Below are 12,708 nucleotides of genomic sequence, written 5' to 3' on the forward strand. Positions count from 1 at the left end.
AGTCATTTTGTAAAGGGGGCCTTTTAATATGAAGGAACCGACAGCAGAAATGGCTGTCCTGCGGAGAACGGTCGAACAATTAACGGATGAGGTTCTGAAAAGCAAGGCTGAGGAAGAAAAGCTGCTGAATGAATTTTCAGCAATGAACAACGAACTGGTCAATCTGCAGCGTCAGCTTGCCAAAAGCAATGCGGAATTAAAGCGGACAAAGGAAGAAGCGATAAGGGCTAATGACCTGAAGAGCACTTTTCTCGCCGTGGTTAGTCATGAATTTAGAACGCCAATGAACGGAATTCTGGGGATGATCGAAATGTTAGCTTCATCCAAACTGTCTCCAGATCAGCGGCAGGCCATCGGTGTGATACGTGAGTCGGCCTCTCTGCTGCTAAACATGATTAATAATCTGCTCGATATATCCAAAGTAGAAGCAGGACAGATGGAGTTAGAGATCGGAAATGTCAGAGTTCAGGCGATTATGAGCCATGTTGCCCAGTTGTTGGAGCCGCAAATTTATCAGATGGGCAACCAGTTGAGTATAGAGACTGATCGTGCCGTGGCAGAGCATCTCGAAGGAGATTCGGCAAGGATCATGCAGATCTTGCTCAATCTGTTGAACAATGCAAATAAATTTACAAGCGAAGGGAACCTTGTTGTTCGGACAAAATTGGTTGAGGAAACTAAGGATTCCCAACGTGTTCGTTTTGAGGTGCAGGATTCGGGCATCGGGATTTCAGCGGAGGATCAGGACAAGCTGTTTCAGCCTTATGTGCAAGCTGGTGAAGGCAGCGCCTCCCAATATGGAGGAACGGGACTGGGGCTGTGGATATGCAGCTCATTTGTGAAACTTATGCAGGGAGAGATTGGGGTCGTTAGTGAAGAAGGCCAAGGCTCCACGTTCTGGTTTGAAATTCCCTTCAGGAAGGCATCAGGACAGGCAGTTGAAATAGAGGAACATGAAAATGGTGAATTGACGGTACGTAGCGAGTTGCTTCGTGAGCATAGTCATTCTCAAGCTATTTTGGTAGCAGAGGATAATCGGGTGAATCGTCAAGTAGTGCAATTACAGCTTAACCACCTGGGATTCCAGCATATTGACTTTGTCGAGGATGGACAAGCTGCAGTAAGAGCGGCCTCCGAACGATCCTACGCCTGCATTCTAATGGATCATCATATGCCTTTGCTAAATGGTCACGATGCGGCGAAAGCGATCCGCCAGTGGGAAGCAGAAAACCAACAGCCGCCTGTGCCGATCATTTCTTTGACCGGAAATGTGTCCGAGGAAGACCAGGCTCGTGGGCGGGAGATTGGTGTGAACGATTACTTGATGAAGCCAGTGACGATTGAAAATCTCTCAGAAAAGCTGGCCAAATGGCTATCCATTCCGGAATCTGAGCCTATTTTGGATGAGGATGTTATTCGTGAGATCATGCTGCTGGACGAGGATGGTAGCACGGGATTACTTGAGTCATTGGTCGAAATGTATACCAGTGATACACCTGCCAAAATCAACAAGTTAAAAGAACTGGTTGCTGCGGGCGAAGCCACAAAAGTAGTAGAGGCTGCTCATGAGTTGAAATCAGGCAGCGTGAGTCTGGGTGTCGGGCGTTTGTCCAAATTGCTGTCTGATATTGAACAGCTTGCACGGGAGAACCGACTTGAGAATGTACAAGGGAAGTTGTCTGCGCTCCAGTCTGTCTATCAGGCAACGTGTTTAGAACTGGAACGTTATATTCACCAGTCGAGACTGTCTCCCCCTTGTTAGACTTGTACCTAGAAGGAGGAACTAAAATATATATATGAAAGAACAGCTGCGTTCCATTCACCCGCTGGCCTGGACAATTATAGCGGGTACGATTTTTGGTCGGATGGCGACCTCTATGAGCATCCCATTTTTGTCTATTTATCTGACCACCCGTCTGGGGGTCACCCCCTTTCATACGGGGGTGATCGTATCGGTCAGCTCGCTGGTTGGCATTTTTGCCAGCTTTTACGGTGGATATATTTCAGATCGGATCGGACGACGTAAGGTCATGCTGGTATCCATCGCGAGTTGGGCGCTTGTATTTGTCGCTTTTGCGTTGGCAGAAGCGGCTTGGGCCTTTTTTGTTATTAATGCTCTGAATGGACTGTGCAGATCCTTGTTCGAGCCAACTTCGCGGGCGCTATTATCCGATGTAACCCCCAAGGAGAAGAGATTGCTTGTCTATAACATGAGATATGCGGCGATTAATGTTGGTGTGGTGGCAGGACCGCTGCTTGGTTTGATGTTGGGATCGGCATCTACAGGTACGCCGTTCATGGTAGCCGCTGGTGTGTATGCTCTGTACGGGGTACTGCTGTTGATCCAGTTTACTCGGTATGCATCGGATCTGCATGTAGGCACAACAGCGGGAGAGGCTCCGCTGCGGATAGGCGAGGCGTTCCGAACAGCCAGCAGAGATCCCATATTTATGCCGATTCTGTTGGGAACTGTATTCTGCGTAATGGGCTATGCCCATTCCAATTCGACAATGCCTCAATTTTTATCGTTGTCCTTCGAGGAAGGTACCCGGTGGTTTACATACATGCTAACGGTCAACGCGGTTTGCGTATTGGCTTTTCAGTATCCACTGGTGCGGCTGGCAAGCCGCTTTTCTCCAGTGAATTCCTTAATAGCAGGGAATATATGTATTGCGGTCAGCTTGCTGCTGTGCGGTATGCTAAACTCAGGCTGGATGTTTATACTGGATATGGTGCTGTTTACAATAGGCGAAGTATTATTGTTCACGATGCTGGACGTACTGATTGATCAAATTGCTGATGCTCAATATAAAGGGACCTACTTCGGTACGATCGGCTTTAATAATTTGGGTAGTGTACTGGCTCCTTTATTTGGTGGCTGGTTGCTGGATGTCTATGGTCAAACGGCACCGCTTGCCGTGTTTGTTCCGGTTGCACTGTCGGTTGTGATCGGTATTCCCTTCCTGCTGGTCGCACGCCGCCGTTTGGCGCAGCGTACAGCCCGATTCGCGGCTCAAGGAGCAGAGTCTGTGCAGCAACTGTCATCATAAAAAAAGGGGGCTGAGTACAGGATGAAGTCGGAAGAAAATGTGCTACGAATCATACAATATATGAATGATCCACAGGTCTTGGAAGACTTGCGCTATGTGCGAGAGCTGAAGCTTCCGCAAGGTTGTATAGCCGCGGGCTATGTACGCAACCGTGTGTGGGACAAGCTACATGGTTATACAACAGCTACACCACTAAACGATATCGATGTTATTTATTTTGACCCCAAAAATACGCTAGAGGAACGAGATGAATTTCTGGAGCAGTCCTTGAATCGTAAACAGGCGGGACGCAACTGGTCTGTCAAAAATCAAGCTCGGATGCATATTCGCAATGGGGAGGCTCCGTATTCCTCGATAGAGGATGCGATGAGTCGCTGGCCAGAGACGGCAACTGCTGTAGCCATTCGATTGAATGCCAAGGATCAAATGGAGGTCATTTGTCCGCATGGGCTGGAAGATCTGCTGGATATGCGGGTACGTCAAAGCCCATTGTTCCGTCACACTACGGCTTTTCGTCAGCGTGTATTTGAAAAACAGTGGCTAGATAACTGGCCGTTGCTTATTGTGGAAAATTAAAGTGTAATCTCATTTCAGATTGTAAGGAGAGACGACTAACGATGTTTAAAAATATAAAACCAGATTCAGCTCGTGAGGAGGTGCTGGAGCTGCTTACCTACGCCGTGCTAGATCATCCTGAACGCGGAGAGGCAGCTTTGCGTGCTTATCAAGCCTCGGATGAATGGAAGTTGTTCGGTGTGGAAGATGAAGGACTTATTGTAGGTGTTGTCGGTTTTGAGGAGCGGGAGAATGGAACGATTGTGCTCCATCATCTGGCTGTATTGCCTGAAAATCGTCATAGAGGCTACGGCAGAGGGATGTTGCTTACGCTTATTAAGGAGCGTAGCCCGAAGCGACTTATGGTGGATACAGATGCGGAGGGGGCAGATTTCTTCCGCAACGTGGGGTTTGCTGTATATGGATCAGAGGATTTGCCAGATGGTGGGCAATTTCATTGTGTATATGAAATAGACGAAGAATAAGCGAATCTCCGGGTCCCGCTTCCTTTTTTTCTACATAATATATGTTATGTCGGAGGGAGGTGGGGTTCATTGGCGTATCACTACACAGCGATTGGAGATTCTTTAACGACAGGTGCAGGGACGTTGCTAGGTGGCGGCTTTGTACCTGTCTATCGGCAAATGGCAGAAAGATATCTCCGTACACCAGTCAGTTACGAGAATCTGGGAATCAACGGACTGACATCGCAGGAGCTGCTGTCTATGGTTCGCAACAATCCGCTTTTTCGGTCAGCAATCAATCGGGCTGAACTCATAACGGTGACGATCGGCGGCAATGATCTACGTCCATATATCAGTACACTTGCTGGAGGCCCAGGCTCTTCAGGTTCTTCCATTCCACAAGCACTGAATCATACCAAAGAACATGTACGCCAAATTGTACATGCCCTGTATCAAATAAAGTCCGGTCAGCGTGAGCCATTTATCATCCGAATGGTGGGATTATATAATCCTTTTCCAGGGATAAGAGAGGCGGGAGTATATGTACGCCAATTCAACTCGTTTCTCTATACATTGGGTGGACCCAATTACCGGGTAGCGAACATTTATCCCGCGTTCGAAGGCAATGAACGGGCATTGCTTTCGCTGGACCGGATACATCCGAACAGCCGTGGTTATCGCGTGATTGCGGAAGAACTGAATCGACTTGGTTATGCGCCGTTACGATGAGTGTGAGCGGATGCTTCGGATCGGACAAAGTATATGAAAGAAAGAGGTTCATGATGCCAGTAGGAACTGACCATCATAAGCCTCTTTTTTTTGCGTTTCAGTGTGCGGTTTAGCCGATTAATTTACGGAATAAGCTACGAGCAGCCCACTTGCGCTCACTTCGTTTGCGGTATTTGGGCAGAGAACGATAGACAGCAATGGATTGGTTAAATGCAGCGCTGGCTTCATCCTTGCGTCCCAGCATACGGTACATTAGGCCTGTCAGATAATAGCCCTCACTAGAAGAAGACTGGATCTCCTGAAATTGCTGTAGATAGTGTAGTGACTTATTTACGTCACGTTCCTTGAAAGCAGCGGCTAAATGCAAATAGGGCTCACCGTATTGCACTCGCGGGTTAATGTCCAGGGCCTTGAGTAAATGCTGTTCTCCATCCTCCAGATGGGTTGTGTGTACCTCAGCCGTACCCCGCGCGTTCCAATAGTCTGCTGAATCTTCATATCGGGATTGAATTTCCAATAGTAGCTCCAAAGCCTGCGAGTATTTCTTGCTTTCGATCCAAATTCGAGCCAAATCAAACTTGGCAGCCACATCGTTGGTGTTTAACGCAATCTGTTGACGCAATCGTGCTGCATTGCGTCTTCTTTTCCACGGTTTGCTGATGCTGGGCAATACACCGACAAAGCTGCGATCCAATATATAGATCAAGATTAAGAGTACGAGCATTGCCAAAAACGGGTTACCGAGCAAACTCCACAGTAGAGAGAAAATCAAAAATTTCCCAATCATTCTGCTCCAATCCTCCTGTATATGTAGCTATCCATACTTTCCACATTATAGCATAGGGGCGCTTTCAGGGGCATTAGCATGATGAGATTTCGAAGAATGATAGCTTTCTATGTGGGTGGGGGAATGGAAGAGTATACATCGTTTAGATTGATGCTTGTGAAAATGTCGTATGTACAAAGACTCCTCCTTGTATGGAGGAGCATGAGAAATATCAGTATTACATTGAGTGACTGAAGACAACTTGGGAATATGCAGATGAGTTAGTTGCATTGGTCCATCCTATTTTTTTATTCCCGCCAAAAGGTTGAACAGTCGGCCTTATCCAAAATATTAAACTCGACTATTTTCTCAAGTAATGAGAAATCAACTGCACTATCCCATGGGATACGTATCAACTGCTTGGTGTGATTATAGCCAGCCTGCACAATTAAATCAGAAAAATGATTAATCCCTGCCCTTTCAGGGGCAACAGCCAAATGATGTTTGGCTATGCTAAAGCCAATAATAAATGTGCCGTGATCGGTAAACATAGGCTGTTTCCACGCAATTTTTGGCATTAAATTTGGAAACTTCTTGATTACCCAAGCTAAAACCTCTTCCGTTCGGGCTTGATGTTGCGGGTTATCAATATGCGCTAAATATTCTGCAAAAGCTTCCATGTAAGTTCCCTCCTAAAATCAAAATTGTATCGTTCAGAGGAATTCCTCAACAAGAATAGAGTACAAATATGAATCATGAAACTCGCCTTTGTAGTACCAGTGTTCTCGCATTATACCTTCACGTTGCATTCCGATCTGTTGCATAACCTTCTCAGAAGCTTTATTTTCTGGACGACATGTTGCATAAATACGATGGACATCAAGTGTACTAAATCCAAATCCTAGCAGGGCTCGTGCCGCTTCTGTTGCATAACCCTTTCCTTGATAATCTGGGTTTAAAATATAACCCACTTCTGCATTAGTATCTTTGACATGAATACCAACACCGCCGATCAGAATTCCAGTGTTTTTCAGACATATAGCTAGTTCGTAGTCTTGTCGTGGCTTTTCCTGCTGTGAGACTAGAACTTGTTCTATATATGCCTTTGTATCTTCTTCTGTATTGGGTCCCCATGCTGTGTGCCTAGTAACTTGGGGCAATGACGTGTAGGTATGTATACTTCCCCAATCGGATCTGCAAATATCACGAATGATGAGCCGATCTGTTTCAAATTGCATAACGATTCCTCCTGTCCATCATTAGCATACATATTCGTGTTTTCTGCACAAGCTATTAAACCTATTTAAGCAGATCTGATGGAATATTCAAGATTTTGAGAGAAAGTGTTAAAGAAGAGGATCGAATTACGTGTTGAATAAGGGGAACGAATCAATCCTTTTGCCGCCTGAACGCAAACCGCAAGGGAGGCGTCCGGCAAAAGGCAAACAGAAAAAATTGAATGTGGTACTGGATTAGCTACTGTTATTGGCTATCCAGTCCGTCTTAAAACAGTCTACGGGCTGTTACGAAACGTTTCTTCCATTTATCGTCAAACGTATCAAAATGAACGCCGCGCTCTTTGGAGAAAGTATGCAGCAATTTGTTGTTCCCTGCATAGATCGCCACATGGCCGATCTCCAGCCCACGCGCACTGAAGAACAGCAGGTCACCTTTGCGCAGTTCGTTCAGCCCCACCTCCCGGCCTTCTTTTGCCTGATCGTAAGAGACACGGGGGAGGTCGATAGAGAGCGTATGTCGGAACACTTCCCCTACAAATGAGGAACAATCAAAGGTCGCTGTCTGTCCGGTTGCTGCGCCGAATTTATAAGGGGTACCAAGGAATTTTTGCCCGTAGGCGATCAGTTCATCACCCTGCCGTTCTGCTAGAGAAGTGCTGGTGTAATCACTGTATTTTGGTTTAGCCGATATGTATCCGGTCAGGTTGTTTTTAGTGCGTACTTCCAGCCAGAGAGCATTAACCTCGCGGATGACATGAACCTTTTCACCGGTTGGAATAAGCCGCAGGGAAGGAGAAGCTTCTGATGAATCTGGTTTGCTGCGCAAGTTGACTCCAGAAAGAATCGTTGTGAAAAAGTCTTCTTTAGAGGCAATTCGGATCGTTCGGGTTAGAGCGTCCCATTTCACTGTGCTCCCGAGTGCTTCGCTCACAAAACGCAGTGGAATCATTGTGTTGCCCTTAACAATCTGTCCGGGAACGTTCAGGGACAGCGTTTTGTCGTTGAGGGTGGCAGCAACTTCTCCAATACGATAGGTCAGCGTCGTGTCGTTTTTGGTTGCTGTTACGGTTTTGCTGGCTCCGTTCCAGGAAAGCACAGCTCCTTGCGCCTCAAACAACTGACGCATAGGGACGAGCGTTGTCCCGTCTAGCAGTAGCGGTTGGGCAGTAAGCTCAAGCGGGCGGTCATCCACATAAACGGTTGTTACTGGAGTTAGCGGCGCCGACTTGGCGTAAGACGGGGTTGCTTGCAGCAGTGATACGGCCAGCAGAGCCAGCCCTACTTTCTTGTTGATTGTCATGCTGTCATCACCTCGTTGTTAAGTTGTTCATCTAAGTTGTACGAGACTGCCTCCGATTAGTTGTGTACCAATTATTGGATTAATTCAAAAACCAAAATAAACAAAAATAAAACAAAGTCATATCTGTGTTTTTATGTTGACATCAAAATTAAATAAAGATAGAATTACAAATGTGAAATGTTTCACTTTAGAGTAGTTCTGTATTTAGCGAGGGATCAAAAGTGAATCCTTAGGAGGCAGATTTTTATGAGCGCACATGTATTTTTTGTACCATCTATCAATCTGATGGGAAAAGGCTGTTTGCATGAAGTTGGACCCTATATAAAAGAACTACATTTAAACAAAGCACTGGTCGTGACCGATAAGTTTCTGATGAAGAGTGGAATTGCAGGCAAGGTCACATCCTTGCTGAATGATATTGGCTTGAACTATGTAGTATACGATGAGGTCAAGCCCAATCCAACCTGTAAAAACGTACATGATGGCGTTCAATTTCTACAGGACAACGGCTGCGACTTTTTAATTTCTATTGGTGGAGGATCCCCACAGGATACGGCCAAGGGAATTGGCATTATTGCTACCAATGGGGGACATATAACGGAGTATGAGGGCGTTCATCAATCCAAGCATAAATCGCTGCCCATTGTCGCCATTAATACAACGGCAGGAACATCCGCAGAAATTACAATCAATTATGTCATTACGGACGAAGAGCGCAAAGTCAAAATGGTTATGGTTGACAAGAATAGCGTAGCTACGATTTCAGTCAACGACCCTGAACTGATGGTAGACAAACCCGCCGCATTAACGGCAGCTACAGGACTAGATGCTTTGACTCATGCCATTGAAGCTTTGGTTACTCCGGGTTCTTATCCTGTTACAAATGCGACCGCGTTGGCAGCAGTAGAACTTATTTTTAACAACTTGGCCCGTACAGTGAGCGACGGTCATGATATAGAAGCACGTGAACAAATGGTTTACGCTATTTTCTTGGGAGGACTTGCATTTAATAATGCCGGGTTGGGTTACGTCCATGCTATGGCCCATCAGCTAGGCGGCGTATACGATTTGCCTCATGGGGTTTGCAATGCCATGCTGCTGCCGATTGTGGAGGAGGAGAATGCCAAGCATGTACCAGAGAAGTTTCGTGCCATCGCTAAGGTAATCGGTTTTGAAGATAAGGGGAAAACGGATAAAGAATGCGCGGACTATGTAATTCAAAGAATCAAAGACCTGTCGAAGGAAGTAGGGATTCCTGCCAAACTTTCTGAACTAGGTGTAAATGAGGTGGATTTAGATTTGCTTGCCGAAAACTCCATGAAGGATGCTTGTGCTCCGGGCAATCCGTTCATACCTAGCAAAGAACAAGTTATCGAAATGTTTAAGAAAATTCTATAAATCATACTGCTATTATTTTGTTATATACTTTAAGGGCTGTCCCAGGAACTGATTAAGAACACCAGGGACGGCCCTTTGCATTCTTATTATAACAGACTTAAATCTTATTCTTTGAAGCATTTCATACGTGAAAATCCGATCAGACTGACTGAATACTTGATTTGTATAGATGTCTATGCAATAATGCTTGTATGTTAAAAAATAATGCAGCTGCACTTGTAGGAACCATTAGGGACTCGATCAATAAATTAATTGTATCTGAGCTCGAATCCTATGGAGTTGAAGGAATTGTACCTACCCATGGTGGAATACTGATGTTTCTGTATCAAACGGATGGACTTTCGATTAAGGAATTGACGCAAAAAATTGCTCGTCAGCAGCCCACAGTCACTGTTTTGATCGACAAGCTAGTAAAATTGGGGTATGTGGAGAGGAAAAAAGAAAGGGAGGATAGCCGGCTTACTCTGATCTATCTTACCGAAAAGGGAAAAGAGCTGGAGCCTATATTTGAGACGATCTCCTATAAATTAAAAGAAACCATCTATGGGGGTCTCAAAGACGAGGAACAAAAACAACTGGAATATCTGCTGGAGCATGTAAAAAACAGGTTTTAAATTTTTTTAAACAAATGTATAGATATCTATACAAATGCCAAAATAACAATAAAACATCTGGAGGTTATGAAAATGAAACATCTTATCATCTATGCTCACTCTAACGCTGAAAGCTTTAATCACGCGATACTGGAAACGGTTGTAACCACCTTGAAGGAAAAAGGTGACGAAGTCGTTGTACGCGATCTATACGCTCTTAATTTTCAACCGGTATTAAAACCTGAGGATACTGCTGCGATGAGAGCTGGACAAACACCGGCTGATATCAAATTAGAGCAGGAGTATATCACGCAGTCCGATACGATTACGTTTATTTCGCCCATTTGGTGGACAGGACTTCCTGCGATCTTGAAAGGTTATGTTGATCGTGTATTTGCATACGGCTTTGCCTATACGGCTGGTACAGAAGGGATTAATAAGCTGCTTACAGGTAAAAAAGGGTTTATCGTGAATACACATGGTACTCCCAACGCGATCTACGATGAAATCGGTATGACCACAGGATTGAAGCTCACATCAGATACAGGAATTTTTGATTTCGTTGGAATTGAATCGGTTGGCCACTTGCTGCTTGGAAGTATCGGCTACCTTGATGAAGACGGTTATAAAGGATTGCTGAAACAAGTACAAGACACGGTTAAAACAGTGCTGTAAAGTTAGTTCATATTCGTTCAGAAGCGTAGGACATTCTTTAAACGACAAGGTCAACCAGCATTTGAGGGTTGGCCTTTTCTTATAAGTGCTAATACTTTTCTAATATAGTCCAGACAACGATCTGATCCTGCTTGTTATTATGGGGATATACAAAACTAGCCTTTGTATGATTTGTTTTGTCATAATATACTAAGGCGTTTAGGCTTTGGGCGGAGTCGTAGCTTTGATCCACGAAATGGTTACCCAATTTATTTTTTACATCATCAAGTTTCTGAAGCTTGTGACCATCGATACTGGAAAATTCACTCTCGGACAAGGTTTGCAGTTTCATAATCTCTCCACTAGAGCTATAGACAATCAAGAAATTTTCAAAATATCTGTGATCGGCATCTTTCGTGTGTTTATCGTTAAAATCCGGATTCTTTCTATAAGCAGTCAAATCAATCTCCGCAATATTCTTGCTTAGTGGAATATGGTTTATTGTCAATTCCGATAGATCCGTTGATTTTACCGACATCTCCGTCCATAGATCTTTTGTGAAATATGCCGTTAAAGCGATCAGGATAACAATACATATAATGAAGCTTTTTTTGGAGATTAGCTTAAGCATAGTTTGAAGACTCCTTACTATCACAGAGATTAGCATGGTTTATTTTATCGCAAATATTGGAGTATACTATTTAATTGTAACGAGTCGATGAATGAGATTAAAGAATTTTTTTGTTTTGGGCTAAGAGACCTCTGAAGGTGTAGGGGGAAAGTATAATAATTCACAAATATTTCATTGTTATTATCGTTGGCAATTCTTTATAGTACATAGTATCCATATTTAGTTTAACGTCGAGATAATGAAATTAATTTTCCTTACTCAGTGATTACCTGCATGTATTCAGAATAAGAATTACGGCAGCGCTTACGGGAATAAGGAAAAAGGCGATGTGGCAATGGAAATGCCTGATGCAGTTAATTGAGCTTTCCTTGAATATGATGAATGCGGATTCTAGTGAAAAATAACATAATGTGAGGGTGTACTGGGTGAGATATAAAATCATAGCAGATAGTTGCTGCGACTTAACGACAGAGCTTAAAGAAGAGATGCAAGTAACTACGATTCCATTAAACATGACATTGGGTGAAAAATGCTTCATAGATGATGACACATTGGACTTGCCTCAGTTTATGGAAGAAATGAAAGCCTGTACAACCAAGATTGGTTCCGCATCACCATCACCTATGCTGTATAAGGAAGCCTTTCAAGGCGCGCATACTTCTTTTGCCATTACATTATCCAGCAACCTGTCCAGCTCGTATTCCAGTGCGTTGGTAGCAAAGGATATGGCGGAAGAAGAGGGAGCGGATGTTCATGTATTCGATTCGAAAAGCGCATCGGCTGGGCAACTCTTGTTAGCTTTAAAACTACGCAAGCTGATCGACGAAGGATATCATAAAAGCGAAATTATCTCTTCCCTGGAGAGCTTTATCAGCAAGATGAAAACCTATTTTGTTTTAGAGAATTTGGATAATTTGGTCAAGAACGGACGAATGAATAAAATTACTGGAAAGATACTCTCATTCTTGCATATCAGGCCCATTTTAGGTTCAGATGGTGACGGAAACATCGCATTATTTACTCAAGCCCGTGGTCAAAATCAAATCATTGAAAAGTTGGCAGATACCATTGAAAAAAGTGGTCGAAGTACCGAAGGAGAAAGCATCGTTATTACTCATTGCAATAATCCCGGACTGGCGCAAAAGTTAATGAATACCTTGAAGAACCGCTATCAATTTAAAGATATTCATATTGTGCCCACCAGGGGAATTAGTTCAATGTATGCCAATGACAAAGGGATCATTATCGCCTTTTAAAAAGTATTCAGGGTTTATCCTCGTGCGATGGATAAACCCTTTTTAGTATATTGGGGCTTTGCATGAGTCTAAGC

14 protein-coding genes are annotated in these 12,708 nt (G+C 44.1%); 9 read left to right on the top strand and 5 right to left on the bottom strand.

The genetic code is table 11. The features are described from left to right. Positions 1-28 precede the first annotated feature (28 nt). The 5 genes from HFD99_RS12680 (at position 29) to HFD99_RS12700 (ending at position 4,798) form a co-directional block, all read left to right on the top strand. Positions 29-1,762, top strand: coding sequence for an ATP-binding protein (locus tag HFD99_RS12680; protein ID WP_123797087.1), 1,734 nt, complete (start codon positions 29-31; stop codon positions 1,760-1,762). Between the two features lie 34 nt (positions 1,763-1,796). Then, the gene (locus tag HFD99_RS12685; protein ID WP_017425771.1) at positions 1,797-3,050 is read left to right on the top strand and encodes an MDR family MFS transporter; all 1,254 of its coding nucleotides are present in this window, start codon (positions 1,797-1,799) and stop codon (positions 3,048-3,050) included. Positions 3,051-3,071: 21 nt separating this feature from the next. Beyond that, positions 3,072-3,626, top strand: a complete 555-nt coding sequence (locus HFD99_RS12690) for a nucleotidyltransferase family protein (RefSeq protein ID WP_017425770.1) — start codon at positions 3,072-3,074, stop codon at positions 3,624-3,626. Positions 3,627-3,667: 41 nt separating this feature from the next. Next, complete coding sequence (locus HFD99_RS12695; protein WP_045243874.1) at positions 3,668-4,090, top strand: GNAT family N-acetyltransferase; 423 nt, start codon at positions 3,668-3,670, stop codon at positions 4,088-4,090. A 69-nt stretch (positions 4,091-4,159) separates the two neighbouring features. Next, complete coding sequence (locus HFD99_RS12700; RefSeq protein WP_045243873.1) at positions 4,160-4,798, top strand: GDSL-type esterase/lipase family protein; 639 nt, start codon at positions 4,160-4,162, stop codon at positions 4,796-4,798. A gap of 109 nt (positions 4,799-4,907) precedes the next feature. Here the strand turns inward: HFD99_RS12700 and HFD99_RS12705 are convergent, their stop codons facing one another. From HFD99_RS12705 to HFD99_RS12720, 4 genes are all read right to left on the bottom strand, one after another. Beyond that, positions 4,908-5,585 (bottom strand): tetratricopeptide repeat protein, encoded by a 678-nt coding sequence (locus tag HFD99_RS12705; protein ID WP_016819245.1) that lies wholly within the window; start codon positions 5,583-5,585, stop codon positions 4,908-4,910. Between the two features lie 287 nt (positions 5,586-5,872). Next, positions 5,873-6,244, bottom strand: a complete 372-nt coding sequence (locus HFD99_RS12710; RefSeq protein WP_123797089.1) for an iron chaperone — start codon at positions 6,242-6,244, stop codon at positions 5,873-5,875. 33 nt (positions 6,245-6,277) lie between these two features. Further along, positions 6,278-6,802, bottom strand: a complete 525-nt coding sequence (locus HFD99_RS12715) for a GNAT family N-acetyltransferase (protein ID WP_031463300.1) — start codon at positions 6,800-6,802, stop codon at positions 6,278-6,280. A 265-nt stretch (positions 6,803-7,067) separates the two neighbouring features. Next, the gene (locus HFD99_RS12720) at positions 7,068-8,102 is read right to left on the bottom strand and encodes a stalk domain-containing protein (RefSeq protein WP_045243871.1); all 1,035 of its coding nucleotides are present in this window, start codon (positions 8,100-8,102) and stop codon (positions 7,068-7,070) included. 246 nt (positions 8,103-8,348) lie between these two features. Here HFD99_RS12720 and HFD99_RS12725 point away from each other — a divergent pair, with 246 nt between their 5' ends. The 3 genes from HFD99_RS12725 to HFD99_RS12735 all read left to right on the top strand — a co-directional run bounded on the left by HFD99_RS12725 (position 8,349) and on the right by HFD99_RS12735 (position 10,768). Beyond that, complete coding sequence (locus HFD99_RS12725; protein ID WP_016819251.1) at positions 8,349-9,500, top strand: iron-containing alcohol dehydrogenase; 1,152 nt, start codon at positions 8,349-8,351, stop codon at positions 9,498-9,500. Positions 9,501-9,691: 191 nt separating this feature from the next. After that, a complete protein-coding gene (locus HFD99_RS12730; RefSeq protein ID WP_016819252.1) occupies positions 9,692-10,114 on the top strand; it encodes a MarR family winged helix-turn-helix transcriptional regulator in 423 nt (140 codons plus the stop codon). Positions 10,115-10,186: 72 nt separating this feature from the next. Next, positions 10,187-10,768: an NAD(P)H-dependent oxidoreductase gene (locus tag HFD99_RS12735; RefSeq protein WP_016819253.1), complete on the top strand. Its 582-nt coding sequence runs from the start codon at positions 10,187-10,189 to the stop codon at positions 10,766-10,768. An 88-nt stretch (positions 10,769-10,856) separates the two neighbouring features. Here HFD99_RS12735 and HFD99_RS12740 read toward each other — a convergent pair whose 3' ends face one another. Beyond that, positions 10,857-11,378, bottom strand: a complete 522-nt coding sequence (locus tag HFD99_RS12740) for a hypothetical protein (RefSeq protein WP_016819254.1) — start codon at positions 11,376-11,378, stop codon at positions 10,857-10,859. A gap of 425 nt (positions 11,379-11,803) precedes the next feature. Here HFD99_RS12740 and HFD99_RS12745 point away from each other — a divergent pair, with 425 nt between their 5' ends. Continuing rightward, positions 11,804-12,634, top strand: a complete 831-nt coding sequence (locus HFD99_RS12745; RefSeq protein WP_016819255.1) for a DegV family protein — start codon at positions 11,804-11,806, stop codon at positions 12,632-12,634. Positions 12,635-12,708 lie beyond the last annotated feature (74 nt).

The sequence above is a fragment of the Paenibacillus sp. EKM301P genome (assembly GCF_011800295.1).
GTDB classification, from domain to species: domain Bacteria; phylum Bacillota; class Bacilli; order Paenibacillales; family Paenibacillaceae; genus Paenibacillus; species Paenibacillus polymyxa.

Coding starts and splice junctions, on each gene's coding strand:
- HFD99_RS12685 (WP_017425771.1), top strand. CDS start 1,797: ATGAAAGAACAGCTGCGTTCCATTCACCCGCTGGCCTGGACAATTATA.
- HFD99_RS12695 (WP_045243874.1), top strand. CDS start 3,668: ATGTTTAAAAATATAAAACCAGATTCAGCTCGTGAGGAGGTGCTGGAG.
- HFD99_RS12735 (WP_016819253.1), top strand. CDS start 10,187: ATGAAACATCTTATCATCTATGCTCACTCTAACGCTGAAAGCTTTAAT.
- HFD99_RS12740 (WP_016819254.1), bottom strand. CDS start 11,378: ATGCTTAAGCTAATCTCCAAAAAAAGCTTCATTATATGTATTGTTATC.
- HFD99_RS12710 (WP_123797089.1), bottom strand. CDS start 6,244: ATGGAAGCTTTTGCAGAATATTTAGCGCATATTGATAACCCGCAACAT.
- HFD99_RS12730 (WP_016819252.1), top strand. CDS start 9,692: ATGTTAAAAAATAATGCAGCTGCACTTGTAGGAACCATTAGGGACTCG.
- HFD99_RS12690 (WP_017425770.1), top strand. CDS start 3,072: ATGAAGTCGGAAGAAAATGTGCTACGAATCATACAATATATGAATGAT.
- HFD99_RS12705 (WP_016819245.1), bottom strand. CDS start 5,585: ATGATTGGGAAATTTTTGATTTTCTCTCTACTGTGGAGTTTGCTCGGT.
- HFD99_RS12715 (WP_031463300.1), bottom strand. CDS start 6,802: ATGCAATTTGAAACAGATCGGCTCATCATTCGTGATATTTGCAGATCC.
- HFD99_RS12720 (WP_045243871.1), bottom strand. CDS start 8,102: ATGACAATCAACAAGAAAGTAGGGCTGGCTCTGCTGGCCGTATCACTG.
- HFD99_RS12725 (WP_016819251.1), top strand. CDS start 8,349: ATGAGCGCACATGTATTTTTTGTACCATCTATCAATCTGATGGGAAAA.
- HFD99_RS12680 (WP_123797087.1), top strand. CDS start 29: ATGAAGGAACCGACAGCAGAAATGGCTGTCCTGCGGAGAACGGTCGAA.